25 protein-coding genes are annotated in these 26469 nt (G+C 72.2%); 8 read left to right on the plus strand and 17 right to left on the minus strand.

Annotated elements, in window-relative coordinates; all coding sequences use genetic code 11:
* Nucleotides 1–19 precede the first annotated feature (19 nt).
* Genes fabZ through lpxB form a run of 4 tightly spaced genes read left to right on the plus strand, consistent with a single transcriptional unit; the run spans nt 20 to nt 3361 of the window.
* Complete coding sequence (fabZ, locus tag ACTJK8_RS08540) at nt 20–496, plus strand: 3-hydroxyacyl-ACP dehydratase FabZ (RefSeq protein WP_012320377.1); 477 nt, start codon at nt 20–22, stop codon at nt 494–496.
* On the plus strand, nt 493–1311 hold the full coding sequence (gene lpxA, locus ACTJK8_RS08545; protein WP_012320376.1) for an acyl-ACP--UDP-N-acetylglucosamine O-acyltransferase: 819 nt from the start codon (nt 493–495) through the stop codon (nt 1309–1311). Before fabZ ends, lpxA begins: the two co-directional genes overlap by 4 nt.
* A gap of 11 nt (nt 1312–1322) precedes the next feature.
* Nucleotides 1323–2186 carry an LpxI family protein gene (locus ACTJK8_RS08550; RefSeq protein WP_012320375.1) on the plus strand — a complete coding sequence of 288 codons (864 nt, stop codon included), beginning with the start codon at nt 1323–1325 and terminating at the stop codon, nt 2184–2186.
* Nucleotides 2183–3361 (plus strand): lipid-A-disaccharide synthase, encoded by a 1179-nt coding sequence (gene lpxB, locus ACTJK8_RS08555; RefSeq protein ID WP_012320374.1) that lies wholly within the window; start codon nt 2183–2185, stop codon nt 3359–3361. Before ACTJK8_RS08550 ends, lpxB begins: the two co-directional genes overlap by 4 nt.
* Before the next feature lie 9 nt (nt 3362–3370).
* On the opposite strand, the gene ACTJK8_RS08560 is transcribed toward lpxB, so the two are convergent.
* The gene (locus ACTJK8_RS08560; protein WP_024829312.1) at nt 3371–4051 is read right to left on the minus strand and encodes a hypothetical protein; all 681 of its coding nucleotides are present in this window, start codon (nt 4049–4051) and stop codon (nt 3371–3373) included.
* A 22-nt stretch (nt 4052–4073) separates the two neighbouring features.
* Nucleotides 4074–4706: a 2OG-Fe(II) oxygenase gene (locus ACTJK8_RS08565; protein ID WP_012320372.1), complete on the minus strand. Its 633-nt coding sequence runs from the start codon at nt 4704–4706 to the stop codon at nt 4074–4076.
* A gap of 292 nt (nt 4707–4998) precedes the next feature.
* On the opposite strand from ACTJK8_RS08565, the gene ACTJK8_RS08570 reads away from it, so the two are divergent.
* Nucleotides 4999–5316, plus strand: a complete 318-nt coding sequence (locus tag ACTJK8_RS08570) for a hypothetical protein (protein ID WP_043074150.1) — start codon at nt 4999–5001, stop codon at nt 5314–5316.
* A gap of 158 nt (nt 5317–5474) precedes the next feature.
* On the plus strand, nt 5475–7586 hold the full coding sequence (locus tag ACTJK8_RS08575) for an ABC transporter ATP-binding protein/permease (protein WP_043074149.1): 2112 nt from the start codon (nt 5475–5477) through the stop codon (nt 7584–7586).
* A gap of 206 nt (nt 7587–7792) precedes the next feature.
* Here ACTJK8_RS08575 and eda read toward each other — a convergent pair whose 3' ends face one another.
* From eda to ACTJK8_RS08590, 3 genes are all read right to left on the minus strand, one after another.
* Nucleotides 7793–8419 carry a bifunctional 4-hydroxy-2-oxoglutarate aldolase/2-dehydro-3-deoxy-phosphogluconate aldolase gene (eda, locus tag ACTJK8_RS08580; RefSeq protein ID WP_012320369.1) on the minus strand — a complete coding sequence of 209 codons (627 nt, stop codon included), beginning with the start codon at nt 8417–8419 and terminating at the stop codon, nt 7793–7795.
* Between the two features lie 22 nt (nt 8420–8441).
* On the minus strand, nt 8442–10268 hold the full coding sequence (gene edd / locus ACTJK8_RS08585; RefSeq protein ID WP_024829315.1) for a phosphogluconate dehydratase: 1827 nt from the start codon (nt 10266–10268) through the stop codon (nt 8442–8444).
* 401 nt (nt 10269–10669) lie between these two features.
* A complete protein-coding gene (locus ACTJK8_RS08590) occupies nt 10670–11791 on the minus strand; it encodes an asparaginase (RefSeq protein ID WP_100251831.1) in 1122 nt (373 codons plus the stop codon).
* 170 nt (nt 11792–11961) lie between these two features.
* On the opposite strand from ACTJK8_RS08590, the gene ACTJK8_RS08595 reads away from it, so the two are divergent.
* Complete coding sequence (locus ACTJK8_RS08595; protein WP_024829316.1) at nt 11962–12204, plus strand: hypothetical protein; 243 nt, start codon at nt 11962–11964, stop codon at nt 12202–12204.
* Between the two features lie 28 nt (nt 12205–12232).
* On the opposite strand, the gene ACTJK8_RS08600 is transcribed toward ACTJK8_RS08595, so the two are convergent.
* The 8 genes from ACTJK8_RS08600 to ACTJK8_RS08635 all read right to left on the minus strand — a co-directional run bounded on the left by ACTJK8_RS08600 (nt 12233) and on the right by ACTJK8_RS08635 (nt 20587).
* Nucleotides 12233–13552, minus strand: a complete 1320-nt coding sequence (locus ACTJK8_RS08600; RefSeq protein ID WP_440761791.1) for an MFS transporter — start codon at nt 13550–13552, stop codon at nt 12233–12235.
* Between the two features lie 148 nt (nt 13553–13700).
* Nucleotides 13701–15101 carry a sigma-54-dependent transcriptional regulator gene (locus ACTJK8_RS08605; protein ID WP_024829318.1) on the minus strand — a complete coding sequence of 467 codons (1401 nt, stop codon included), beginning with the start codon at nt 15099–15101 and terminating at the stop codon, nt 13701–13703.
* Nucleotides 15086–16549 carry a sensor histidine kinase gene (locus tag ACTJK8_RS08610; RefSeq protein ID WP_024829319.1) on the minus strand — a complete coding sequence of 488 codons (1464 nt, stop codon included), beginning with the start codon at nt 16547–16549 and terminating at the stop codon, nt 15086–15088. The genes ACTJK8_RS08605 and ACTJK8_RS08610 overlap by 16 nt, the downstream gene beginning before the upstream one ends.
* A 242-nt stretch (nt 16550–16791) precedes the next feature.
* Nucleotides 16792–16995 carry a hypothetical protein gene (locus ACTJK8_RS08615; RefSeq protein ID WP_020093001.1) on the minus strand — a complete coding sequence of 68 codons (204 nt, stop codon included), beginning with the start codon at nt 16993–16995 and terminating at the stop codon, nt 16792–16794.
* A gap of 109 nt (nt 16996–17104) precedes the next feature.
* A complete protein-coding gene (locus ACTJK8_RS08620; RefSeq protein WP_012320361.1) occupies nt 17105–17458 on the minus strand; it encodes a hypothetical protein in 354 nt (117 codons plus the stop codon).
* A gap of 72 nt (nt 17459–17530) precedes the next feature.
* Nucleotides 17531–18328, minus strand: coding sequence for a YfdX family protein (locus ACTJK8_RS08625; RefSeq protein ID WP_440761792.1), 798 nt, complete (start codon nt 18326–18328; stop codon nt 17531–17533).
* A 277-nt stretch (nt 18329–18605) separates the two neighbouring features.
* A complete protein-coding gene (locus ACTJK8_RS08630) occupies nt 18606–18803 on the minus strand; it encodes a hypothetical protein (RefSeq protein ID WP_051475867.1) in 198 nt (65 codons plus the stop codon).
* Entirely contained in the window at nt 18800–20587 is a 1788-nt protein-coding gene (locus tag ACTJK8_RS08635) for an ABC transporter ATP-binding protein (protein ID WP_127992625.1), read from the minus strand. The genes ACTJK8_RS08630 and ACTJK8_RS08635 overlap by 4 nt, the downstream gene beginning before the upstream one ends.
* 517 nt (nt 20588–21104) lie before the next feature.
* On the opposite strand from ACTJK8_RS08635, the gene ACTJK8_RS08640 reads away from it, so the two are divergent.
* Nucleotides 21105–21446 carry an Hpt domain-containing protein gene (locus ACTJK8_RS08640; protein WP_012320358.1) on the plus strand — a complete coding sequence of 114 codons (342 nt, stop codon included), beginning with the start codon at nt 21105–21107 and terminating at the stop codon, nt 21444–21446.
* A 15-nt stretch (nt 21447–21461) separates the two neighbouring features.
* Here the strand turns inward: ACTJK8_RS08640 and ACTJK8_RS08645 are convergent, their stop codons facing one another.
* The 4 genes from ACTJK8_RS08645 to ACTJK8_RS08660 form a co-directional block, all read right to left on the minus strand.
* On the minus strand, nt 21462–22703 hold the full coding sequence (locus tag ACTJK8_RS08645; RefSeq protein ID WP_440761793.1) for a sensor histidine kinase: 1242 nt from the start codon (nt 22701–22703) through the stop codon (nt 21462–21464).
* 258 nt (nt 22704–22961) lie between these two features.
* Nucleotides 22962–24593 (minus strand): ABC1 kinase family protein, encoded by a 1632-nt coding sequence (locus ACTJK8_RS08650; protein WP_024829322.1) that lies wholly within the window; start codon nt 24591–24593, stop codon nt 22962–22964.
* 167 nt (nt 24594–24760) lie between these two features.
* Nucleotides 24761–25462, minus strand: coding sequence for a molybdate ABC transporter substrate-binding protein (locus ACTJK8_RS08655; protein ID WP_012320355.1), 702 nt, complete (start codon nt 25460–25462; stop codon nt 24761–24763).
* A 144-nt stretch (nt 25463–25606) separates the two neighbouring features.
* Entirely contained in the window at nt 25607–26437 is an 831-nt protein-coding gene (locus ACTJK8_RS08660) for an NAD-dependent epimerase/dehydratase family protein (protein WP_440761794.1), read from the minus strand.
* Nucleotides 26438–26469: the final 32 nt, after the last annotated feature.

The raw sequence follows: 26469 nt of genomic DNA on the forward strand, positions 1-26469 counted from the left end.
AGTCGAGGTGCGGATTTCGATGAGTGAGGCGGCGCGCGAGACCGGCACCGAGCTGGGCACAGCCGACATCCAGACGCTGCTGGAGCTGCTGCCGCACCGCTACCCGTTCCTGATGGTGGACCGCATTGTCGAGATCGACCGGGACGAATCCTGCGTCGGCATCAAGAACGTCACGGCCAACGAGCCGCAGTTCATGGGCCATTTCCCCGACATGCCGGTCTTCCCGGGCGTGCTCCTGATCGAGGGCATGGCGCAGACGGCGGGCGCCATCTGCTGCCGCCACATCCGGGCGGACGGGCGGAACACCAAGCAGGTGTTCTTCATGACCATCGACAAGTGCAAGTTCCGCAAGCCCGTCACCCCCGGCGACCAGGTGCGCTTCCACATGACGAAGCTGAACCAGCGCCGGACCATGTGGTGGTTCCGCGGCGAGGCCCGGGTCGACGGCACGCTGGTCGCCGAGGCCGAGATCAGCGCCATGCTGGTGACGGAGTGACCGCGCCCGCCATCCACCCGAGCGCCGTGATCGAGTCCGGCGCCCGGATCGGCGACGGGGCGCGGATCGGCCCCTTCTGCCATGTCGGGCCCGAGGTCGTGCTCGGCGCGGATTGCGAGCTCATCAGCCACGTGGTCCTCGCGGGCCGGACCACGATCGGCCCCCGCACCCGGATCTTCCCCTTTGCGTCGATCGGCCACCAGCCGCAGGACCTGAAGTACCGGGGCGAGGCCTCGACCCTGACGATCGGCGCCGATTGCCTGATCCGCGAGGGCGTCACCATGAACCCGGGCACGAGCGGCGGCGGCCTGGAGACCCTGGTCGGCGACCACTGCACCTTCCTGGCCAACTCGCATGTCGGCCACGATTGTCGGGTCGGCGCCCACGTGATCTTCTCCAACAACGTCATGCTGGCGGGCCATTGCAGCGTCGGCGACTACGCGATCCTGGGTGGCGGCGCCGCCGTGATCCAGTTCGCGCGGGTCGGCGCGCACGCCTTCGTGGGCGGCCTGTCGGGCCTGGAGAACGACTGCATCCCCTACGGCATGGTGCTCGGCAACCGGGCCTACCTGTCGGGGCTCAACATCATCGGCCTGCAGCGCCGCGGCTTCGCCCGCGAGGACATCCACGCGCTGCGGCGCGCCTACCGCCTGCTCTTCGCCCCAGAGGGCACGCTGATGGAGCGGGTGGAGGACGTGGCCGCGACCTTCGAATCCCACGCGGCGGTCGCCGAGATCCTCGACTTCATCCGCCTCGGCGGCAAGCGCTCGATCTGCACGCCGCGCGAGGTTCCGACCCCGATCAGCGCCGCCTGAGCGGCCGGGCCGTGACCGAGGCCGATCCCGCCCCCGAGGGGGCCCTGGTCCTGATCGCGGGGGCGGGGCGCCTGCCCGAACTCGTCGCCGAGTCGCTCCGCCGGGCGCGCCGGCCCTTCCGGGTCATCGCCCTGCGCGGCTTCACCGGGCCGGCCCTGCGCGCCGGCGCCGACGCGACGGTCGATCTCCTCGATCTCGCGGCCACCCTGAAGCTGCTGCGGCGCTGGGGTCCGGCGACCGTGGTGCCGGCGGGCGGCGTCTCCCGCCCGAGCCCGGCCGCGATCCTCAACGCCGGCGCCGCCCTGCGCAACCGCGAGGCCCTGCGGGCGATCGCCGGCGGCGGGGACGACCGCCTGCTGCGGGCCGCCGTCGCGCTGGTCGAGGAGGAGGGACACCGCGTCGTCGGCGTCCACGAGGCCGCGCCGGACCTGCTCTGCCCAGACGGCCCCCTCGGGCGCCGGGCCCCGGACGCCGAGGCCGCCGCCTCGATCCGCACCGGGCGCGGCGTCCTGGACGCCCTCTCGCCCTACGATCTGGGGCAGGCGGTGGTTCTGGCCGGCGACCGGATCCTCGCGGTGGAAGGGCCGGAGGGCACGGACCGCATGCTCGCCCGGGCGCGGGCCCTGGGGCGCCGCCCCTTCGGGTTCGGCCGGGCAATGCCCTCCACCGTGCTGGTGAAGGCCCCGAAGGTCGGCCAGGACCGCCGCATCGATCTTCCGGCGATCGGCGCGCGGACCGTGCGCAACGCCGCCCGGGCGGGCTGCGTCGGCCTCGCCCTGGAGGCGGGCGGGACCCTGGTCATCGACCGGGCGGCCACGGCCGCGGAGGCCGATCGCCTCGGCCTCTTCGTGGTCGGGTACGGAGGCGCGCCGTGACCGGCCGGCCCCGGACGATCTGGCTCGTCGCCGGCGAGGATTCCGGCGACCAGCTCGGCGCCAAGCTGATGCGTGCCCTGCGCGAGGCCGCGCCCGACACCGTCTTCGGCGGCGTCGGCGGCGAGGCCATGGCGGAGGCGGGGTTCGCGTCGCTGTTCCCGCTCGATGACGTGGCGGTGATGGGCTACCTGCCGGTTCTCGCCCGCGCCCGGACGCTGCTCCGCCGCATCCGCGAGACGGTGTCGGCGACGATCCGCGCCCGGCCGGACGTGCTGGTGATCATCGACAGCCCGGGCTTCACCCACGCGGTGGCCCGGCGGGTGCGCAGGGCGGCCCCCGGCATCCCGATCATCGACTACGTGTCGCCGAGCGTCTGGGCGTGGCGGCCCTGGCGGGCGAAGGGCATGCGTCCGTTCATCGACCACGTCCTGGCCCTGCTCCCCTTCGAGCCCGACGCGCATCTGCGGCTCGGCGGCCCCCCCTGCACCTATGTCGGGCACCCGCTGATCGAGCGCCTCCCGGAGCTGCGCCCCGGCGCGGACGAGCGGGGGCGGCGCGACGCCGTGCCCTACAGCCTCGTGGTCCTGCCGGGCTCCCGTCGGTCCGAGATCGAGCGGCTGATGCCGGTCTTCGGCGCGGCCCTGGCACGCGTGGCCGAGGGCCTCGCGGTCGAGGCGGTGCTGCCCGCCGTGACCCGGCACAGGGCCCTGATCGAGCGGCTCTCGGCCGACTGGGCGGTGCCGGTCCGCATCGTGACCGGCGAGGCGCCGAAATACGCCGCCTTCCGGGAGGCCCGGGCGGCGCTCGCCGCCTCCGGCACGGTCACGCTGGAGCTGGCGCTCGCCGGCGTGCCGATGGTCGTCGCCTACAAGGTCTCGCGGGCGGAGGAGTTCATCGCCCGCCGGCTGATCCAGGTCCCGAGCATCGTGCTGCCGAACCTGATCCTCGCCGAGAACGCGATGCCGGAATTCGTCCAGGCCGACTGCACCCCGGAGCGCCTCGCGGGCGCCCTGCGGCCGCTCCTGGCCGGCGGTGCCGACCGCGACGTCCAGCTCGCCGCCCTCGGCCGCATCGACGGGCGGATGCGGCTCGCCGCGGCGGACACGCCGAGCCGCGCGGCGGCGCGGATCGTCCTGCGCGCGGCCGAGGGGCGGGGGCCGGGTCCGGCGGCGTGACGGTCCCCCTCAGCCGGCGCGGCGGCCGCAGCGGATGTAGGTCGAGGTCCCGCGGCTGCTCGACCAGGTCAGATGCTCGCCGTCCACCTGCAGGCGGACCTGCGACGACCAGTGGCGGCCGCGATCGCTGCACTCGGCGGCGGTGACCCAGGCGGCGCCGCTCCGCCGCATGTCGTGGAAGAGGCAGAGCGTGCGGCCCGCACGGGCGCGGTCCTGCGTGATCGTGGCGGGGATGTAGCCGCGGCGCCGCGACCGGGCCCCGCAGGCCTCGGGTGTCGGGCCCCAGACGCCGACGTACTCGGCCGCGGCCGACGCGACGGCCGGAGCGGGGACCGGAGCCGGCACCGGCCGGGCGTTCGCGACCGCGGGCGCCGCCGCGGCGGTCTGCGGGGCCGGCGGCGCCGCCGCGGCGGCCATGGCGGTCTGGCCGGGCGTCTCGGCCGGGGGCGCGGGCTGGTCGGGCTCGTCGAGCATCACCACGCGGCGCGCGGCGCGCGGACCGGCGGAGCTCCCAGCGGACGGGCCCGCTTCCGGCATGGACGGGCGGAACGGCAGGTCCTCGGTCAGGTAGGCGGCGCTGTAGGCGAACAGGCCCACCCAGCCGAGGATGAGGAGCGTCGGCAGGGCGAAGCGACGCCAGGAGCCGGCACGCGCCCCGTCGCCCGGATCCGCCAGCACGACCGCCCCCATGGTCCGCCCCCTTCTCGTCCGATCAGCGGCCGAAGATGCCCTTCAGGAACTGCGCCGTGCGGTTGCGCTTGCGCTTGCGCTCCAGCTCCGACGCGTCCTTGAGCCACGCCACCTGCACCACGCGCCGCTCGCCCTCGAAGGGCTCGTGGCCGTGCCAGGAATTGTCCGCCCGCAGGAAGGCGAACATCGTGCCCATGGTCGGCGGGACCTCCACCGCGAAGGGCTCGTAGTTGCGGCCGTCGTACAGCACCCGCAGGCGGCCGGCCGCGGGGGCGTCCCAGGCATCGTTCATGTAGACGAGCAGGGTCAGCACCTTCGACGGGCCGTCGGTGTGGATCGAGCCGTATTTCAGCTGGCTGCGGCGCATGATGGTCGTCAGCCGCGGGCATGAGACGAGGTCGATGCCGAATTTCTCGCCGAGGATCTCCGAGAAGGCGTCGCTCTCCAGCTCGTCGATCAGCGCCTTGAACCGGCCCTTGAGGGCGACCTCGTCCACCGTGAGGTAGCCGGGCTTGGCGATGTCCGGGAAGTCGCGCCGGATGTCGTCGATCGCCTCGGGATTCAGGACGTTGCTGCCGAGCGTGTAGGCGTAGGGCTCGCGGGAGACGGGCGCGGCGCGCACGGCGGAGATGTCGAGGATCGAGAGAGCGGACATCGCTGGGTCCCTTGGCTCCGGCGCCGGTCGGCCGGCACGCGGGGCGCCGGAGACGCGTGCCGGGGGGGCCGGTCCAGCCGTCGTGCCGGGGCCGCCCGCGCAGGCGTCCACGATCACAAATCTAAAGCGGCTTTCGGCAATCCCGGAATCTCCTAATCCGCCGATTGCGGCGGTCCGACGGCGAAAGCGGCCCGGTGGCGCATTCCGGTGACAGTCTCGGACGGCCTGCTTGTGCAGGATGGCGCCAGACCCGCGGGCTTTCTTCCCGGGTGCGTACCGGAACCCGTGCCCGATGAGGCCGTTGGCCCTCGCTCTGCTGTTCGCCCACCTCGCCGCCGTCGCGACCGGGGTCGAGGCCCGCGCCCAGACGCGGCCGCCGCGCGGCTCGATGACGGCCCGCATGACCTGCTCCGAGGCGATGGCCCTGGTGAAGAACGAGGGCGACGTGATCATCGCCGCCGGGACGGCGCCGGAGCGCTTCGTCAGCAATCCCGGGCAGTGCAGCGGCTCGGAGATCGCCGAACTGCGCTTCGCCCCCACGCGCGACAACCCGCAATGCCCGATCGGCTACCATTGCCGCGAGCCCGGCTTCGAGGAGTGGAACTGGTAGCCGCGCTGCCCGCGCCACCCGCGTAAATCGCCGCACCGTCGGAAGGTGACCAAAGTTTCACGCGACAGCGCGGCCAGAGTGCCACTATCTGGCCATCTGCCGGGGCCAAGGCCGCCGGTGGCGTCCCGAGCGGGCGCGCACGGATGGGGGATCGACGCGTGGCAGCACTCAGGACCGGACTGGGCATCCAGGCCGTGCTCACCGCCCTGGCCGCGCTGATCCTGCTGGCGTTCCCCGGAATCCCGAGCCCGCCGCTCTACGTCTCCCTCGCCGGCTTCGCCATGGCGGGCATCCTGATCGCCTCGAACGGCATCTCGGCCTACCTCAAGGTCTTCGTCTCGGTCTACGGCGTCGGCTACCTGCTGCTCGCGGGCTCGAAGACGGTCGCCGCCATGGGGCTGCTGCCGCCGGTGGTCGCGGCCCTGCTCCCGCCGGCCTTCGCCGCCACCGGCGCGGTGGTCTTCGCCGCCATCGTGCTGGGCATCTCGCATCTCGAGCCGATCCGCGCGATCACCAACATCGCCGACCCGTACTTCGCCAACCGCGACAAGCCGACCAAGGAGATCGGCCTGTTCCGCTGGTTCGGCACCACCGAGGGCCGGATCGGCCGCAACCTCGTGGCGCTGTCCATCTTCGTGAATTTCGCCGACGTGGCGCTGACGCTGCGGTTCAACTTCTTCTACCGCGACATCTACAACTCCCTCCAGGAATACGACGCGAACGCGTTCTGGTACCAGCTGCTCTGGGTGTTCGTGCCGCTGGCCACGCTGAACATCGCCATCGGCATGTTCGACCTGTTCGTGGATTCCTCGCTGCTGATCCGCTGGCGCACGTGGCTGACCCACAGCCTGTACGAGCGCTGGCTCGGCAACGGCACGCACTACCGCATCCCGTTCACCGACGAGGAGGCGGACAACCCGGATCAGCGCATCCAGGCCGACGTCAACAGCTTCATCGTGCAGACCACGACGCTGTCGATCCGCCTGCTCAGCCAGGCCGCGCAGCTCGTCTCGTTCATCGTGATCCTCTGGACCCTGTCGCGCGACTTCGTCGTGCCGTTCACCGACACGGTGATCCCGGGCTTCCTGGTCTGGCTGGTGATCGCCTACGCGGTGGTCGGCACGTGGCTCACCCACCTGATCGGCCGGCCGCTCATCGGGCTGGACTTCCGGCAGGAGCAGGTCGAGGCGAATTTCCGCTTCGCGCTGGCCCGGAACCGCATCTACTCGGAGCAGATCGCCCTGCTGCGCGGCGAGCGCGCGGAGGCCTCGCGGCTCTCGAGCCTGTTCCACAGCGTGATCGACAACTACGTCGGGATCATCTTCCGCCGCATCAAGCTGATCGCCTTCACGTTCAGCTACCGGCAGGCGAGCGTGATCTTCCCGATGGTGCTGGCGGCCCCGTCCTTCTTCGCCAAGAAGATCACGCTGGGCGCGCTGCAGCAGACCTCCCAGGCGTTCGGCCAGGTGCAGAGCTCGCTGTCGTTCTTCGTCGATTCGTACACGACGCTGGCGGCCTACAAGGCCAACACCATCCGTCTCGGCTCCTTCCGCCGGGCCATGACCAAGGCCGAGGCGCTGGAGGCGGCGGGCTACGGCCTCGTCCAGGGCAACGACAGCGCCGGCGACGTCACCGCGCGCGACCTGGTCCTCGCCCTTCCGAACGGGAAGCCGATCGTCACCGCCGACGCGCTGACCCTGCCGCGCGGCGGCGCGACCCTGGTCACGGGTCCCTCCGGCTCGGGCAAGTCGACCCTGTTCCGGGCGATCGCGGGGATCTGGCCCTTCGGCAAGGGCCGGGTCGACGTGCCCGCCGGGCAGTCGGCGCTGCTGCTGCCGCAGCGGCCCTACATCCCGCAGGGCACGCTGCGCGGCGCCGTGGTCTACCCGAACACCACCGACCAGTTCCCGGACGCGGCGATCAGGGACGCCCTGACGGCCGCCCAGCTCGCCCACCTCGTCGACCACCTCGACGAGAGCGACACCTGGGAGCGGCGGCTGTCGGGCGGCGAGCAGCAGCGGCTGGCCATCGCCCGCGCGCTGCTGGCGAAGCCCGAATGGCTGTTCCTCGACGAGGCGACGGCCTCCCTCGACGAGCCTTCCGAGGCGGCCCTCTACCGGATGCTGCGCGAGCGGCTTCCCGGCACGACGATCGTGTCGATCGGCCATCGCTCGACGCTCGACGCCTTCCACGACCGGCGCATCGCGCTCGAGCCGGAGAGCGGCGTGTTCGTCCCGCGCGTGCAGCGGCAGCCGCTGCCGGCAGAGTAGCCGGCGGCACGACCGGCCCTCCCTCCGCCGGGAGGGGCGCCGATGTCCGGCTGCTCAGCCCTGCGGTCTTCCGCCGATCGACGCGGGCGCCGTGCCCTGTCCGTCATCGCGAGCGCGGCGAGGTGATCCAGGGCAGCGCGACATCTCGAAGATTTGGCGCGACCCCGGACCTTTCGCTCTGCTCGCAAGGGCTTCGGTCGTGAGGCTTACGCCGTCCGCAACCCGGCGGCGGCCCGGGCCGCCCGCTCGATCGCCGCCGGGTCGGGGGCGCCGGGCTTCACCACCCAGCTGCCGCCGACGCAGAGCACGGACGGGATCGACAGCCATTCGGGAGCGGTCGCCTCGGTGATCCCGCCCGTGGGGCAGAACCGCACCGCGCCGAACACGGCCGCGTGCGCCTTCAGCGCCTTGATCCCGCCCGCGGCCTCGGCCGGGAAGAACTTGAACCGGTCGAGCCCGTGGTCGAGGCCGCGCATGATGTCGGCCGCCGTGGCCACGCCGGGCAGGTAGGGCACGCCGTTGGCCTTGGCGGCGTCGGTCAGCGGCTCGGTGAGGCCCGGCGAGACGATGAACTCGGCACCCGCCGCCAGCGCCTTCTCGAGATCGCGCGGGTTGAGCACTGTCCCGGCGCCCACCACCGCGCCCTCGACCCGCGTCATCTCCCGGATGACGTCGAGGGCGGCCGGGGTCCGCAGGGTGACCTCCAGGGCGGTCAGGCCGCCCTTGACCAGGGCCTCGGCGATGGGCCGCGCCTGGGCCGCGTCGTCGATCACCAGGACCGGAATGACGGGCACGGAGCGCATCAGCGCGTCGATGCTGGTCAGATCGTTCATGGTCGGCAACTCCCTCTCGGTTTCAGAGGCCGGCGGCGGCGAGCATCGCCGAGGCGCCCCGCTCCGCCGTGTCGGCCCCCTGGCGCATGAACGCGAACAGCTCCCGCCCGGTGCCCTGCGCGGCCTCCGGCGCCTCGGCCTCGGGGCGCGCCGCGAATTCCGCATCGTCGACCAGAACCTGCAGCAGCCCGTCGGCGGCGCTGAGGCGGACGATGTCGCCGTCGCGGATCCGCCCGATCGGGCCGCCGCCGAGCGCCTCGGGGCTCAGGTGGATGGCGGCCGGCACCTTGCCCGACGCCCCCGACATCCGTCCGTCCGTCACCAGCGCGACCTTGTGGCCGCGATCCTGCAGCACGCCGAGCGGCGGGGTGAGCTTGTGCAGCTCGGGCATGCCGTTGGCTTTCGGGCCCTGGAACCGGACCACGACCACCACGTCCCGCTCCAGCTCCCCGGCCTTGAAGGCCTTCAGCACCTCGTCCTGGTCGGAAAAGACCCGGGCCGGGGCCTCGATGGTGCGGCGGTGCTCCTCCACGGCGCTGGTCTTGAACGTCGCCCGGCCGAGATTGCCCTTCACCAGTCGCATGCCGCCGTCCGGCTGGAACGGGTTTCCGGGGCGGCGGATCATCGTGTCGTCCAGGCTCTCCGGCACTGCGTCCTCGAAGACCAGATCCTCGCCGTCGAGTTTCGGGTCGCGGGCGTGGTCGCGCAGCGACTGGCCCGCCACGGTCAGGATGTCGTCGTGCAGGAGGCCCGCGTCGAGCAGCGCCGCCATCACGAAGCTCATGCCGCCCGCGGCGTGGAAGTGGTTCACATCGCCGGCGCCGTTCGGGTAGACGCGGGCGATCAGCGGCACGGCGCTGGAGAGCCGGTCGATATCCTCCCAGTCGATCACGATGCCGGCGGCGCGCGCGATGGCCGGCAGGTGGATCGCGTGGTTGGTCGAGCCGCCCGTGGCGAGGAGGCCGACCGCGGCGTTGACGATCGCCTTCTCGTCGACGCAGAGGCCGAGGGGGCGGTAGTCGTTGCCGGCGCCGCCGATCTCGGTGAGGCGGTGGATCGCCGCCCGGGTCACGGCCTGGCGCAGCTTGGTGCCCGGATTGATGAAGGACGCGCCCGGCATGTGCAGGCCCATCATGTCCATCATCATCTGGTTGGAGTTGGCAGTGCCGTAGAACGTGCAGGTCCCGGCCGCGTGGTAGGAGGCGGACTCGGATTCGAGCAGTTCCGCCCGGCCGACCTTGCCCTCGGCGTAGAGCTGGCGGATCCGCTGCTTCTCCTTGTTGGCGAGGCCCGAGGGCATGGGACCGGCCGGGATCAGGATCGTCGGCAGGTGGCCGAAGCGGAGCGCCCCGATGAGCAGGCCCGGCACGATCTTGTCGCAGATGCCGAGGAGCGCCGCCCCGTCGAACATGCCGTGGCTCAGCGCCACCGCGGTGGAGAGCGCGATCGTGTCCCGGGAGAACAGCGACAGCTCCATGCCGCTCTGGCCCTGCGTGACGCCGTCGCACATGGCCGGCGTGCCGCCCGCGACCTGCGCGGTGGCGCCGCGCTCCCGGGCGAACAGCTTGATCTGCTCCGGGTAGCGCCCGTAGGGCTGATGGGCCGAGAGCATGTCGTTGTAGGCGGTGACGATGCCGATATTCATCACCGTCCGCTCGTCGCGGATCGCCGCCTTGTCCTCGCCGGAGGCCGCGAAGCCGTGGGCGAGGTTGCCGCAGGCGAGCTTGCCGCGCCGGACCCCCGCCTCGCGCTCGCGGGCGATCAGGTCGAGATAAGCGCGCCGGGTCTCGCGGGAGCGCGCCACGACGCGCTCGGTGACCGCCGCGACCTCGGGATGAAGCTCGGTCATGCTCGTTCCTCCAGGCTCGGTGCCGACGGGCGCGCGGCCGGGGCCGCGAGTCGGGATCGGCCGCGCGGCCGCGTCGTCGGTGGCCGGTATCTAAGGGGGTGCGCCGCGGGATGTAACCCGGGGCGAGCGCCGGCGACGCCATGCGGTCTGCCTGCCGGCGCGGGAAACCCCGAGTTCAGGGCAGCGAACGCTCACGCCCTCGATCGATGCCACCGGCCTCGTCGTGACGAGCGGAGCGAAGTGACACAGGGCAGCGCGACCCTGGATCGCCTCGCTGCGCTCGCGGAGCCGGTGGGTCCACGCCCCTGCGCGGATGCCCGACGTCGGCAGGTCTCGAAGCGTTCCTCCGAGGCCTGCCTCAGCGAGGGGTTGAACCTCAGGGGCGCAGCGCGTCCCTGGACTCAATACTCCCAGAAGATGCGCTGCAGCTCCTTGGTGTCGCTGGTCTTGGTGAGCGCCACGGCCGCCAGGATCTTGGCCTTGGCGGGGTTGAGGTCGTGGGCGACCACCCAGTCGTACTTGTCGTCGGGCTGCTCGGCGTTGCGCAGGACGAAGCCGTCCGGCACCCGCGACGAGCGGATCACGATGGCGCCCTTGGAGCGGATGTCCTTCAGCTTGTCGACGAGGTAGCCGGGCACCGAGCCGTTGCCGGTGCCGGCGTTGACGATCGCCTTGGCGCCCGCCTGGAGCTCGGCGTCGTAGACCCCCGGGATCATGTTGCCCGAGCCGTAGACGATGCCGACCAGCGGCAGGCTGTCGATCTGGTCGATGTCGAACTCGGAGCTCATGTTGTGCCGCTTCGTCAGCGAGCGGAAGAAGTAGGTCTTGCCCTCGACCACCATGCCGAGCGGCCCCCACTGGCTGTAGAAGGCGCTGGGCACGATGTTGGTCCGCTTGTTCACGTCGCGGCCGCACTGGATGTAGTCGTTCATCGTCACGGTGACGCCCTGGCCGATCGCCTCCTTGCTGGCGGCGACCGTGACGGCGTCGAGCAGGTTGAGGGCGCCGTCGGCCGAGATCGCCGTGCCCGGCCGCATCGAGCCGACCACCACGATCGGCTTGTCGCTCTTCACCACGAGGTCGAGGAAGAACGCGGTCTCCTCCAGCGTGTCGGTCCCGTGCGTGACGACGACGCCGTCGACGTCGTCCTGCTTCAGGAGCTGGGACACGCGCTTGCCGAGCTGGACGAGCTGGGCGTCGGTGAAGCTCTCGGAGGCGATCTGGAAGACCTGCTCGCCGCGGACGTTGGCGATGGTGTTCACCTGCGGCACGGCCGCGATCAGCTTGTCGACCGGCACCTTGGCGGCCGTGTAGGTGGCGCTGTTGGCGGCGTCGGCGCCGGCGCCGGCGATCGTCCCGCCGGTGGCGAGGATCACGACGTTCGGCTTCTTCGCTGCGGCGGCCGTGCCGGCCTCGGGCATCTCGCGGGCGACGAGGGGCGCCGCCCCGAATCCGCTGGCCAGGGCCAGGGCGAAGACCGCTCCGCGCAGGGGAAGAGCCGCGCCGCTTCGGCAGGAGAACATCGGAGATCCTCGACGGTTGACGGGAGAGCGAGTGGGACTCGCCGCGGGGATGGTAGCCGCGCCTCCGGCCGAGGCAAGGATCATGCAGGGCGCCGACGCGCAGGGCGCGACGGATCGTTACGCAAGCTCGGGCGTTGATGGCGGTTGGTGTCCGCTCGGAGGTAGAAGCCATGCTGCATCTCGCCGGCCTGCTCGAGGAACTCGAGCGGAGCGAGCCCGCGCGGGCCGCGATGTCAATCCTCGAGACGTCCCTCGCGCGCCGCTCGACGGAGGAGCAGGGGGCGTTCTGGCGCGCCGTCGACATCTACTACGTCTCGCGGAAGGCCCCGCCGGAGGCGACTGTGCCGGGCGAAGTCGTGCCGGGTGAAGTCGTGCCGAGTCAGGCCGCGCCGGAGCTGGCCGCCGCGTCCTGAGCGCGGCCTCGGGACCCGATCGCGGCGCTCAGGCGCTCGCCGGCACGGCCGGCGGCATGCCGGCGCCGCTCTCGGGCTCGCTGCCCGCGCGCTCCGCGTCGCGGGTTTCGGGCATCAGCGCGAGGTAGAGGACGAAGCCGAGCGCCGCGATCGCCGCCAGCGCCAGGAAGGCGGTGGCGTAGCCCGCCGACACGATGATCACGCCGGCGAGCGTCGCGCTCAGGGAGGCGCCGATGCCCTGGGCCGTCGCCACGGCGCCCTGGGCGGCGTTGAACCGGCCGCCGCCGCGGGTCAGGTCCGCGACCACGATCGGGAACAGCGCGCCGTAGACGCCGGCGCCGATTCCGTCGAGGAGCTGGACGCCCACCAGCCAGAACGGGTTGTCCGACAGCGTGTAGAGGACGCCGCGCAGCGCCAGGATGCCGAAGGCGGTGAGGAAGATCGGCTTGCGCCCGATCACGTCGGCCTTCGCGCCCACGAAGATCGCCACCGGCACCATCACGCACTGCGCCGCCACGATGCAGACCGCGATCAGCGAGGTCGCGTGGTCCTTACCCGAGACGTGCGTCAGGAGCTGGCCCACCGAGGTCAGCATCGCCGCGTTGGCGAGGTGGAAGATCGCGCAGAGCACCGCGAAGATCAGGAGCGCCCGGTTCTGCAGCAGGGTGGCGAGGCCGGAGGGCTTCTCCTGCGCCTCCTCCTCGTCCTCGGTCATGCCCCGGGCGAGGTCGTTGTCGATGGCGTCGGCCGGCACCATCAGCATGGCGCCGATGGACAGCGCCGCCAGGATGCCCATGAGCCAGAACACCACCACCGGTCCGAAGAAGTAGGCGAGTCCGCCCGCCACGGCGGCCGAGACCGCGTTGCCGGCGTGGTTGAAGCCCTCGTTCCGGCCGATCCGCTTGGCGAACATCTTCGGCCCGACGAGGCCCAGCGTGATCGCGGCCAGCGCCGGCGGGAAGATCGTCCCGGCGACGTGGGCGATCGATTGGGTGGCGGTGACGAGGTAGAAGTTCGTGATGAACGGCAGGACGAGGCAGCTGGCCGTCACCGCGATGGCGCCGCCGATCACCACCGCGCGCTTGTGGTTGGTGGCGTCGATCAGCGCGCCGGCGGGCGTCTGCGCCACGAGGCCGAGAATGCCCGCGATCGTCATCACGAGGCCGGTCGTGGCCTCGTTCCAGCCCTGGTCCGGGCCGCGCACGGCGATCAGGTAGATGGCGAGGTAGGGGCCGAGGCCGTCGCGCACGTCGGCCAGGAAGAAGTTGAGCGCGTCGAGGCCGCGCAGGGCCTTGGCCGAGGGCGTCCGGCTGCCGGCGCCGCGGGCGCCCGTCTCGATGCTGTTCATCCTGCCGCGATCCCCCGACCGACGGACGGCGCGGCTCCGATCCGGGCCGCGCCGTCGCACGCGGGGCTCGACGCCCGCGCGCGCCATCGGTTCCCGCGCCGCCGGGACCTCACGCGGGATGTGAACGATTCTCCGGCCCGTATGGGCCTCAGGCCGGGTCGGTGCCCGCCGAAGCGTCGGGATTTCCGACAGCATCTGTCGTCTCTTCCGACAGATCGATCCCCGGCGCGGCGAGGCCGTAGCGCTCGATCTTGGCGTAGAGGAGCTGCCGCTGGATGCCGAGCCGGCGGGCGGCCCGGGCGCGGTTGCCGTCGGCCTCGCGGAGCGCGGCGGCGATCATGGTCCGCTCCAGGTGGGCCACGGCGCCGGGCAGGTCGCCGGCGAGCCCGTCCGTCACCGCGTCGTCGCCGCGCCGCTCGGGCCGCGCGGCCGGCAGATCGATGGCCTCGGCCGCGATCACGCCGCCGCGCACCAGCACGGCGGCCCGCTCCACGACGTTGCGCAGCTCGCGGACGTTGCCGGGCCACTCGTAGGCGAGCAGGCGCGAGGCGGCACCGCCGCTCAGGCGCTTGCCGGAGGGGACCAGGAAGTGCTCGGCGAGCGGCACGATGTCGGCCAGCCGCTCGCGCAGGGGCGGCAGGGCGATCGGCACGACGTTCAGCCGGTAGTACAGGTCGGCGCGGAACGTGCCCTCGGCGACCAGCGCCGGCAGGTCGCGATGCGTCGCCGCCACGAGCCGGACATCGACCCGGGCGGACCGGCCACCCAGCGGGGTGACGACGCAGTCCTGGATCACCCGCAGGATCTTGGCCTGCATCGCCGCCGGCATGTCGCCGATCTCGTCCAGGAACAGGGTGCCGCCCTCGGCCTCGTGGAAGGCGCCGGCGCGGTCCGAGGCCGCCCCGGCGAAGGCGCCCCGGACATGGCCGAAGAGCTCGCTCTCCAGCGCGTCGGCGGGGATCGCCGCGCAGTTCACCGGGATGAACGGCCGCGCGCGGCGCCGCGAGAAGGCGTGGAGGGCCCGGGCGACCTCCTCCTTGCCGGTGCCGGTCTCGCCCTGGATCAGGATCGTGGAGGCGCTGTCGGCGACGAGGCCGATGGTCTTCTGGACCTTCCGCATGCCCGCGCTCGACCCGATCAGGACCGGGTGGCCCGGCGGCGGGGCGGCGCTGCCGGGATCGCAGCGGGCGTCGCGCAGCATCGCGTCGAGGGCGGCGGCGAGATCGGCCCGGCCGATCGGCTTGGTCAGGTGGTCGTGCGCCCCCAGGCGCATCGCCTCGATGGTGTTGGCCGGGCTCGCGAAGGCCGTCAGCACCGTCACGGGGGGCGGCTCCGGCAGGGCGCGGATCCGCTCGAGCGTGGCCATGCCGTCGAGGGCGCCGGGCATGCGCAGGTCGAGGAGCACCGCCGCCACCGGACCCTCGGCCAGCCGCGCCAGGGCCTCCGAGCCGGAGGCGACCGGGAGCGCGGTGTGCCCGAGATCGGTCACCGTCTCGGCGAGCCCGTCGCGCAGGGCTCTGTCGTCGTCGACGATCAGGATGGTTGCCATGGCAGGTCCAGGACAAAGGTGGTCTCCGGAGCGCCCTCGACCAGCCTCGCCTCGCCCCGATGGGCCAGGGCGATCTCGCGCACGATCGCGAGCCCGAGGCCGGTCCCGTCGGGCCGGCCGGTGACGAACGGCTCGAACAGGCCGGCGCGGATCACCGGATCGACGCCGGCGCCGGTATCGGCGACGCTGAGGCGCAGCCGCAGCGCGCCGTCGACCGTCGCCCGCTCGGCACCGAGGCGGATCCGGCCGCCCGGCGGCGCGTGCTGCAGGGCGTTCAGCAGCAGGTTGTCGACGGCCCGGGCGATCTGCGCCCGGTCGAGATGCGGATGGTCCGTGGCGGGCAGCCCGTCGGCGGCGACCGCGATCCGGACCGACCGCGCGCTCGCCAGCTCCTCGTGCAGGTGCGCGCACTCGGCCAGGAGCGGCTCTACCGGCGTGGGCATCCGGTTGAGCGGCCGCGCCTGGGTCAGGTTGAGGAGGTCGCGCAGCAGCGTGTCGACCCGGGCGATCTGGCCGAGCACCGCCTCGAGGGCGGCGGCGGTCCGGTGGGGATCGCCGCTGACCAGGGCGTTCTCGGCTTTCAGGCGCATCGCCGCGATGGGATTGCGGATCTCGTGGGCGACGCTCGCCGCCAGCCGGCCGACGGCGGCCAGTCGCTCGGTCGCCACGATGCGCGCCTGAGCCTCCCGCAGCCGCCCGCCGGCGGCGTTCAGGGCGTCCACCAGCCGGTCGAGTTCGCGCTCGCCGGTGCGGTCGAGATGGGGCAGATCCTGGCCGTCCGGGCGCGGCGCGGCGAGCGCGGCCTCCAGCCGGGCGATCCGCCCCGAGAACCCGTACAGGAACCAGCTCAGGAACGCGGCCGATCCGAGCACCGTCACGGCCAGGAAGCCGAGGCCCGCGAGGAAGCGCGTGTAGGTGGGGCCGTCGTTGACGTGCGCGCGCGTCATCGACCACGCGGTCAGGCCGGCCTCCGGCCCGTGAAGGGGGCAGGCCTGGAGCATCAGGACCTGGGTCCGGCTCGGCCGGCGCTCCGAGACCGCGTGGTCGACCCGCAGCGCCTGCGCGTTCAGCGCCGCGATGGCGTCGCGCTCGGCCGCCGGAAAGTCGGTCTTCGGCCCGGATCCCTCGTAGGTCGGATAGGCGTAGGCCACGGATCCGCGGGCGGCGCTCCAGATCCCGCCCTCGAGGCCCGGGAAGCGCGCCAGCGCGGTCGACAGGGTGCCGACCAGGTCGGCCTCTGCGCTACCCTTGCCGCGGGCCCGGACCAGGGCGGCGTACCGGTCGATGATCTCGCGGCAGGCCCGCCCGACCGCGAGGTCGGCCTGCGCCACCTGGACACCCGTCGACTGGTCGTAGACGCCGAGCATCAGGTAGGCGGTCGCGGCCGCGGAGGCGAGCAGCAGGACCCAGAGCGCGAGCAGCCGGGCGCGCAGGCTGTAGGCCGTCACGGCGGTGTCCGACCCGGCATGGCGCTGGCTCCTGCGGCGGCGTCGCGCCCGGACCCCGTTCCTACGCCAAGGCCCGGCCCCGTGACCACTCGACGACGCGAGGACGGCGCGCAGGATCGCGATGACGGAGCACCGCGCGCGGGCGATCCCGGGCCAGGCCCGGGACCGCCAGGAGAGGTGCGCCGCGTCCGGTGCTCCTCTCGGACAGAAAGACAGTCAGTCGTCGGCGTGGGCGCGCCCGCTCACTTGCGGTTCGTGATGAGGCTGTCGACGTTCTTGTTGGCTTCCTTATTCTCCTTCCGCTGCATCACCACCTCGTGCTTGGTGTCCTTCATCGACATCTCGTCGCGCTTGCCCTGGGGCATCTCCTTCGGGGCCGCCAGGGCCGGCGTGACCGACCAGAGACAGGCCAGGCAAAGTGCAGCGCGCGCCGTAGTCTTGAACATGATGCCTCCTCCATTCAATTGACAGTGCGAGACGTCTTGGAGATATCGCCGGTTCCACTTGCGCGGATCACGGACGTGCGATCTGGTCCGCCGCGTGGATGGTGCCGTCTCACGGCGGACCCGACGGGTTGATCGGCAGGGCGTCGCTCCCGAGCTGCACGCAGGTCAGCATCGCCACGTAGGAGGGGGCGCCGCCGATCTGGCTCTCCGCAGCGCAGGTCCGGCGCTCCGCCACGTCGAACGTCGGCCAGCGCTTGATCAGGGTGCGCCGCGCGGCGGCCTCGTCGGACAGGCAACCCCGGTAGCTCGCCCGATCGACGGCGTTGGATCCCGCCCGGTGCTCCGGCGCGCAGATCGCCCGGATGTTGAAGTGCGGAACGCCCGCCGTCCGGGCGGAGGCCGCCGGGGTTCCGCCGAGGAGCAGCTCGAGTCCCAGGATGGTCGAGATCCAGAATCGCCGCATGGAGCCCTCCCTTGTGCGCGCCGACCGGGCCGCGCCCGAGATCCGTCGGGCGCGGCCGTCCTCGGCGGTCGGTCACTTGCTGGTCTTGGCGCCCGCGGTCGTGCCGGTGGCCTGCGGCGCGCCCTTGTCGGCCGTGGCGGCGGTCGCCTTCTGGGGCACCGCGATCGCGTCGATCACGTCGAAGCGCATGTTATCCTGGGCCGACTTCAGGGCGGCGTTCGCCTCATAATACTTGCCCTGATTGATCAGCGTCGCGGCCTGATCGACGTCGGTGATGGTCTTGTTCAGGGGCAGGACCGCCATGGTGAAGTTGACGTCGACGTGGGCGAGCTTGAGCTTCTCCAGGGCGCCCTTCTGGTCGCCCTGGGCGAGGTTCTTGTTCGCCTCGGTCACCGCGGAGGCCTTGGCGGGCGTGGCCACGAAGTCGTCGCCGAGGGTCAGCTGCGCGTCGACCGGAACCCAGGCCACCTGCTCCTTGGAGGCCGCCTTGGTATCAGCCTTGGCGTCGGTCTTGTCGCTCGGCGCGGTCGCCTTGTGGGCGGCCATGTCGGCGGGCGACTTGAGATCGGCCTCGGCCTTGGTGAACACCGCGTCGTCGGTCTTGGCCTTCGCGAAGGCGGCCTGCGCCTTGGCGATCATGTCCTTGGCCTGACTCGGGTTGGCCTCGAAGATCGCGAGCCGGGTGAGCTGAAGATCTCTGAAGCCCTGCGCGCCGTCCTTCGAGAGCTTGCCGACATCCTTGTCGACCGCCGCCTGGCTCGCGCTGATCTGCGTGCCGTTGTTCTGGACGGCCTTCTCCGCCGCGTAGGCAGTTCCACCGAGGATTGTGGTGAGCACGAGAGCCGCAGCCATAGATTTGCGATAGGACATGATAATATCTCCCTCTGGTGCCGGAGATAAGGCCTTCATCTGCATTGGCCTCATTCATTCCGTGTTCAGATAATAGATCAGCCATCATTTGGTCGCATGACCGAAGGATTAAAAAACGGCAATGCGCCGGGCGCTGGCCGTGGGGGCTCGGCGCGGCGGGAAGCGGCCGGCGCGCGCGTTCAGCGGCGCCAGCAGGGCCGGTGCCATGAGGCCGTGCGCGTCGGGGCGTCGGGGCAGGCGCGGCGGGTGCCGCCCAGGACGGCCCCGGGGTGGCGCATCAGCGTGCAGCTCGCGCCGATGCGCGCGCCGTGACGCCGACGATCTCCGCTCCGGCGCGATAGTCGGCGTCCACCGGCTCGCCGGCGTCGAGGGAGGCGCCCGCGCCGGCCGTGTCGATCCGGGTCCGGCGCGCGAAGATCCGCTCCGCGGCCGGGCTGCGGGCGCGCGCCCGGCCGCGGAGGAACCGGATCCTCACGCGCTCTCCGCGAGGTCGGATTGCCGCTCGAACAGGGCGCGGTAGGCCCCGTCCGGGCGGCGCATCAGGGCGGCGTGCGACCCGTCCTCGACGACGCGGCCGCGGTCGAAGACGAGGATGCGGTCGAGGGCCCGCACCGTCGACAGCCGGTGAGCGATGACGATGGCGGTGCGCCCGCGCATCAGCCGCGCCATGGCCTCCTGCACCAGCGCCTCCGATTCCGAATCCAGGCTGGATGTCGCCTCGTCGAGGATCAGGATCGGCGCGTCCGCCAGGAAGGCGCGGGCCAGCGCCACCCGCTGGCGCTCGCCGCCCGACAGCTTGACGCCGCGCTCGCCCACCGGCGTGGCGTAGCCCTTCGGCAGCCGCGCGATGAAGTCGTGCGCGTTGGCGAGGCGCGCCGCCCGCTCGATCTCCCGGGCCGAGGCGCCGGGCCGGGCGTAGGCGATGTTCTCGGCCAGGGAGCGGTGGAACAGCACCGGTTCCTGGGGCACGATAGCGACCTGCGCCCGCAGGCTCGCCTGGCTCGCCGACGCCACGTCCTGTCCGTCGATCGTCACGCGCCCGCCCGACACGTCGTAGAGCCGCTGGATCAGCTTGACGAAGGTCGTCTTGCCGGAGCCCGAGCGCCCCACCAGTCCGACCCGCTGGCCGGCCGGAATCGCGACTGTCAGCCCGTCGTAGAGGGGCCGCGTGTGGTCGCCGTAGTGGAAGCGCACGGCCTCGAAGCGGATCGCCCCGCCCGCGACCGCGAGTGGAACCGCGCCGGGGCGGTCCGCGACGCCGACGGGTTCGGCCTCCAGGGCGACCAGCTCCTCCATCTCGTTGATGGCCCGCTGCAGGTGGTTGATGTGACCGCCGATGTCGCGGAGGTAGCCGTGCACCACGAAGGTCGAGGTCAGGACGTAGGCGACGTCGCCCGGGCTCGCCCGCTCCCGCCACCACAGCCACAGGGCGATGGCGACGATGACGGTGCGCAGGACGAGCAGCAGCCCGAGCTGGCCGGTGCCGCCCCAGGTGACGATCATCCACGTGCGCCGGGTCCGCCGCTGCCACTTCCCCAGCAGCCGGCCGAGCCGCGCCTCCTCCCGCGTCTCCGCGCCGAAGGCCTTGACGACGGCGTTGTTGCCGATCGCGTCGCTCAGCGCGCCGCCGAGGCGGGTGTCGAGGGCGTTCGACAGGGCGGCCGCGGGCGCGATGACGCGGGTCGCGAGGAGGACGGTCGCGCCGATATAGGCGCCCGCGCCGATCGCGACCGTCGCGCCGAGGGCCGGCCAGTGCAGGCCGAGCACGAGGGCCGTGCCCACCAGGACGACGAGCGCGGGCAGGAGCGACAGCAGCAGCGTGTCGTTGAGCCCGTCGATCGCCCACATGCCGCGGGAGATCTTCCGGACGGTCGAGCCCGAGAAGGTGTTGGCGTGCCACTCGGTCGAGAAGCGCTGGACGCGGGCGAAGCCGTTGCGGACGATATCGCTCATGGTGTGCAGGGAGAGCGGCACCACCAGGCTCCAGGCGACGTGCCGCAGCAGCACGGTGGCGAGGCCGAGCCCGGTCATCGCCAGGAAGGCCGGCCAGGCCGCGTCCAGCGCGGCGCCGCGCTCGCTCCCGGAGAGCGCGTCGACCAAGCGGCCCGCGTAGAGCGGCAGCAGCACTTCCGCCAGGGTGGCGAGCGTGATCGCGCCGGTGAGACCCGCGACGAGGGGCCAGCGCGCGCGCCAGCTGCGGACGACGAAGGTCAGGACGCGACGGACCGCGTCCGCCTTCCGGGGTGACGACAGAGACATGCAAGTGCCCGACGCAGGGACAGCGTCGGCTCCGGGTGACGCGGGCGTCCCATCGCGAATGATGCGCGCCGGCGAAATCAGACGGGACTGGGTTCAGAGGCGCCGGGCCACGGGGCCGGGCGGGAGCGGGAGGCGGCTAGCCGATCCGTGCGGGGGCGCCGACCCGTCCTGCTCCGAGGGTCGAGATCTTGGCGATCATGCAGCCCCCTCCCTGATGCGAGCGCGACAGGCCTTTGAGGCTAGGAGGGGCCGAATTGATTCGCAATGCCCATAGCGACGCTTCGGGCCTTCGCGATAGGCCGCGTCTGACCGCCGCTTCGGACCGGTCTTTCGGCCGCCGCCACCGCCGATCCATGCGCCCGGTTCAATCCTGCGAGGACCGGAAAACGGTCGCGCTTCGTTGAAAAGCTGACGCAACGCGGTGTAAACACTTGGCTGCAAACTTGGCCGTTGTGCGGCGCCTTGGTTGCGCGCCTCTCTCGGATCGCTGTCGCGGATCCGTACATGGAGACCGACGGTGTCGCACTCCCTGGTGAACCGGGACGCGCTCGAGGAACTCACGGCCGTGATCGGCACGGAGAAGCTCGTCCGCATCCTCGACCGATTCGTCGTCAGCCTCACCACCGCCTTCGAGGGGCCGGATCGTGCCAACGACGATTACGGCCGCGAGGCGCACACGCTGGTCTCGATGTCCGGCATGCTCGGATGCGCCGAGCTCTCCCGGGCCTGCCGCGGCCTCGAGGAATCGGCCATGGCGGGCGACGATCTGACCCGATCGCTGGTCGATCTCAGGACCCTGCGCGACCGGACGGTCGCGGCCCTGCGGGACCTGCAGGCGGAGACTCGGCTGAGCGCCTAGCGCCGCGCAGCCGGATCAGGCCGCCACCACCGCGTCGAGGGGAGCCTCGAAGGTCAGCACCGCGCCCTCGCGCGGGTAGCTCATGTGGGCGGTGCCGCCGAAGCAGTGGGCGAGGCTGCGGGCGATGAGCCGCGTGCCGAACCCCGTGCGGGTCGGCGGGGTGACCGGCGGTCCGCCGCTCTCCTCCCAGCGGAACCGGAGGGTCTGGGCGCCGGCCGCCTCGGCCACGTTCCACGTGATGCAGACCCAGCCGGCGGCCACCGACAGCGCGCCGTATTTGGCGGCGTTGGTTCCGAGCTCGTGCAGCATCAGCGCCAGGGTCATGCCGTGCCGCGGGCCGAGCGTCAGGTCGGGGCCGGCGATGCGGAACCGGCCCGCGACGCCGTCCCCGTGGAGCGACACGGCCCCCTCGACCAGGCCGCTCAGGGACGCCCGGGTGAAGGAGCCCTGCAGCAGCACGTCGTGCGCCTTCGCGAGGGCCAGCAGCCGCGCGGCCAGGGCCTCGCCGGCCGCTTCCAGCGACGGCGCGTTGCGCATGGTCTGCGCCGCGACGGCCTGGACCATGGCCATGGTGTTCTTCATCCGATGGGCGAGTTCCTGCATCAGCAGCGTCTGGCGCGCCTCGGACAGCTTCTGGTCGGTGATGTCGCGCGACACTGCCAGGATGCGCTCGGGCCGGTCCGGCGCCGCGCCGATCGGCGTGACGGCCACGTCCCACCAGCGGATCGCGCCGCCGGTCTCCGACTGCGCCTGGAACCGGCTCGGCCGGCCGAGCCGCGCCCGGTCGAGCGCCTCGGCCACCGCCTCGCGGTCCTCGGGGCGCGTCCAGACGTCGATCCACGGCCGGCCGATCGCCTCCGCCTCGTCTCCCGCGGCCGACAGGGCCGGGCCATCCTCGCTGGCGGTGATCAGGCAGCCGTCGCGGTCCAGCAGTTCCAGGTAATCGTTGGGGGCCTGGGGCAGGCCGACCGGGCTTGCGCGGCCGGCAGCGCGCGCCCGCGCCTCGGGCGCGAGCCCGGCCCCTTCGCGGGGCGGCGGCCCGCGGGGCGCCTCGGCCCGTTCGGCCGCCATGCGTCCGGCCTCGACACGGCTCGCCGCCTCGATGATGCGGCCGAGCCGCCGGCTCCGCTGCCGCTCCCAGTCGGCCTGCGCGGTTGCCTGGCTCAGCAGTCGGCGCAGGCGGATGTTCTCCGCCTCGAGCGTCTCGACGCGGCGCTCCGCCCCGTCGGTCCGCGGCCGTACGATGTCCGCTTCCATCGCCCGCCCCCCACGTCGTCGCGACGGGGCGCCCGTGCGCGGCGCGCCGTCGGAGGTCCCCGACCGCGGCGCGGCGACGGATGTCGGAGGCAGGGCCGCACCGGCGGTTCAGACCGCTTCTGGTGCCGGTTCCCCGCCCGCAGCCGAGCGAATCGTTGGATGTGTCACGCTACCATGACGCGCGGGATTATCAACTCAGTCCCGTATTCGATTGCGGGTGTAAACTTATGTTGATGTCTCTGGCCGGTGCGAAGACGGTTACTTGTTTCGCATCAGCAGCACGAGCCAGCCGATCCCGAGGATGAAAATTATCAATCCGATCGAGACGAAGACGGGCGTGCCGAGATCGATGAGGCGGGGCGCGAGCTGGGTGGCGAAGGCCGCCACCACCAGGGCCACCGCGACGCGCGCGGCCGCGCGCTCGATGCCGCGGGTGACCTTGTCGAGGCCCTTCACCTCGATCTCGACGGTGACGCGGCCCTGCTTCAACCGCACCAGCATCAGGTGGATCAGGGTCGGCAGCTCCGAGGCGGCGCCGTAGAGGCCGACGCCCAGGGCCTCGGCCTTCTGCTTGAGGGCCGAGAGCGAGAACTGCGTCTGCATGCTCGCCCGGACCGTCGGGCCGGCGGCGGCGAACAGGTCGAAATTCGGGTCGAGGTGGCGCATCACGCCGTCGGCGGTGACCAGCCCCTTGAACAGGATGGCGAGGTCGGTCGGCATGGCGAGGTCGTTCTCGCGGGCCATGTTCATGAAGTCGGTGAGCACCAGCCCGAGATTCAGCGGGATCGACGAGTGGCTCTCCACGAAGGACTGGGCCGAGACCTGGAGGCGGGTGAGGTCCGGGTTGCTGGTGCCGGTCCAGTCGAGGAGCACGGCCATGAGGCCGTCCGCGTCCTGCTTGAGCATGGCGCCGATCAGCACGAGCAGCTGCGAGCGCCGCCGCTGCGACAGCCGGCCGATGATGCCGAAATCGATGAAGCCGATCTTGTTGCCCGGGAGCGCCAGCATGTTGCCGGGATGCGGGTCGGCGTGGAACACGCCCTCGATCAGCGCCATCTGCAGGAACGCGTCGGTGCCCTTCTGGGCAAGCAGTTTCTTGTCGATGCCCGCCGCGCGCAGGGCCGCCTCGTCGTTGGGCGGGATGCCGTGGATGAAGTCCTGAACCAGCACCCGCTCGGAGCAGTACTCCCAGTGGATCTTCGGGAAGACGATGTCGTCGCGGTCCTCGAAGATCTGGGCCAGCAACTCGCAGTTGCGCGCCTCGTTGAGCAGGTCGAGCTCGCCGTTCAGGCCCTCCGCGAGGTGGCGCATCTGCTCCCGCGGCTGGTAGCGGGCCATGTCGGGCCACTCGTTCTCGACGATGCGGGCGCCGTGCGCCATCAGGCGCAGATCCGCCTCGATGATCTTGCGCAGGTTCGGCCGCAGCACCTTGACGATGACGTCCTCGCCCGAGTGCAGCCGCGCCCGGTAGACCTGGGCGATCGACGCCGAGGCGATCGGGTTGGTGTCGAACTCGGCGAACACCTCCATGGGCGAGGCGCCGAGATCGAGCTCGAGCTGCGGGCCGATCTGCTCCCACGTCACCGGCACGACCTGGCTGTGGAGCTTCTGCAGCTCCTCGGTCCAGGCCGGCGACAGGAGGTCCGGCCGGCTCGCCAGCACCTGCCCGAACTTGATGAAGGTCGGCCCGAGCGCCTCGATCGCCCGGCGCAGCCGCTCCGGCTCGGACAGGCGCGTGACGTCGACCCGGGGCTGACGGCGCGGCACCAGCGGCAGGTAGCGCAGGCCGAGCCGGTCCACGACGCGGGTGACGCCGAAGCCGATGAGGATCGTCGCGATCTCCGACAGCCGCTGGCGGTCGCGGGCGGCAACGAAGGCTGTCTTCAGCATGAATGGAGCGATCCGGTCGGACGGGATTGGGCGTCCGGACAGCACGAGCATAAGGACTTTTTTGCGGTCGCGAACCCCGGTTCCGCCCCGGGGCCGCAACTTAGGCGGCGCGGTCGGCGGGGCGCGGCGGCGGCGGGGCCGGCGCGGACGGGGGCGCTGGCGGCCCGTCAGAAGGCCGGCTCCAGGCCGCTGGTCCGGTAGGCCTCGGCCGCCCGCGGCGTCGTCAGGCCTGCGAGGAAACGGGCCGCGCCGTCCCGGTCCGTCGCGCCGCGCAGGATCGCCGCCGCGAAGGTGGTCATCTCCTGCACCGGGTCGGGGAGGGGGCCGACCACCTCGATGCCGGGCACGACCATCAGCTCGCTGATCTGCTGGACGGCGATGTCGGCCTCCCCGGAGACGAGCTTCTCTGCCGTGAAGCCCTGCGGGATGATCGTCGCCTTAGCGTTGACCGCCTCGGCGAGGCCGAGCCGCGGCAGCAGGCCGGCGAAGTAGATCCCGCTGGCGCCGGTCCGGGAGTAGGCCACCGAGCGCGCCGCCACCAGGGTGCGCTTCAGCGCCTCGACGGTCGCGATGTCCGGATGCGGAGCTCCGGCCTTGACGGCGATGCCGTAGCGCGAGCGCACCACGTCGACCCGGCTCTCGGGCTCGACGCGTCCCTCGGCGACCAGCCGGTCCATCGCGTCCGACAGGACCAGCACCGCGTCGGCGGTCTCGCCCTCGGAGAGGGTCTTCATGATGACGGTGGTCGGCGCCCAGTGGATCGTCGTCCGGCCCCCCGCGGCCTCGAAGGCCGGGACGACGTGGGCGTCGAAGGCGCCGCGCACCACCAGCGCGCATTTCAGGCGTGTCTCGGGTCGCTCGTTCGCCATGATGGGTCTCGTGTTTCGTCTCTGGAACTGGGCGCCCCGGCGCTCCGCCGGGTCACGTCGGCTCGGCTGGCCCGCCCTCGGGCGTCGCTGCGCGGCCGCCTCAGGCTGAGTGGGCGATGGTCCGCGCGCCGAGAAGCCGGACCGTCATCGCGGCGGCTCGGCGCGGGAATAGTCGATCGCCGTGAAGCCGCCGCCCTGGTAGCGCTCCACCACCGGGTTGCCGCTGGTCTTCCCCTCCAGCGCCGCCGCGTGGGAATCGGCGCTGTCCTGCGGCGCCCAGCCGATGACGGCGCGCCCGTCCTTCCGCCACCAGGTCATGCGGCTGTTGTTCGACGCGCCCCAGATCACCACCGAGCCCGTCGGGCCGAGGTCCGGGGCCAGGGTGGCGCGGGTGATCAGCCGGGTCAGGTCGGCGTAGGACAGCCACGTGGCCAGCATCCGCGCGTCGGTCGGCTCCGGGAAGCACGAGCCGATCCGCAGGAAGACGCTCTCGATCCCGTGCTTGTCGCGGTAGAGGCCGCCCATCAGCTCGCCGTAGGCCTTGGACAGGCCGTAATAGCCGTCGGGTGCGAGCCCGCAATCGTCGTCCAGCACCTCCGAGCGCGCGTGGAAGCCGATCGCGTGGTTCGAGGAGGCGAAGATCATCCGGGCACCCTCGCGCCGGGCCGCCTCGTAGGCGTGGTAGAGGCCGCGGATGTTCGGGCCGATCACCGTCTCGAACGGGTGCTCCACGGAGATCCCCCCGAAATGGAGGATCGTGCCGCAGCCCTCCGCCAGCCGCAGGATCGCCGGCCCGTCCTCCAGGTCGGCGACCTGGAACCGGGCCCCCTCGGGTAGCGGATCGGGGAAGGGGACGCGGTCCGTGAGCCGGAGCGTCCAGCCCTGCGCGCCGAGCGCGCGGGTCAGCACGCGCCCGAGGGCGCCGGAGGCCCCGGTCAGGAGGACGGGTTTGGACGGGACGGTCTCGGCACTCATGGGACGCTGCTCCAGATTCCGGCGGCCTAGTC

This window comes from Methylobacterium sp. 22177, from assembly GCF_052045615.1.
GTDB classification, from domain to species: Bacteria; Pseudomonadota; Alphaproteobacteria; order Rhizobiales; family Beijerinckiaceae; genus Methylobacterium; species Methylobacterium radiotolerans.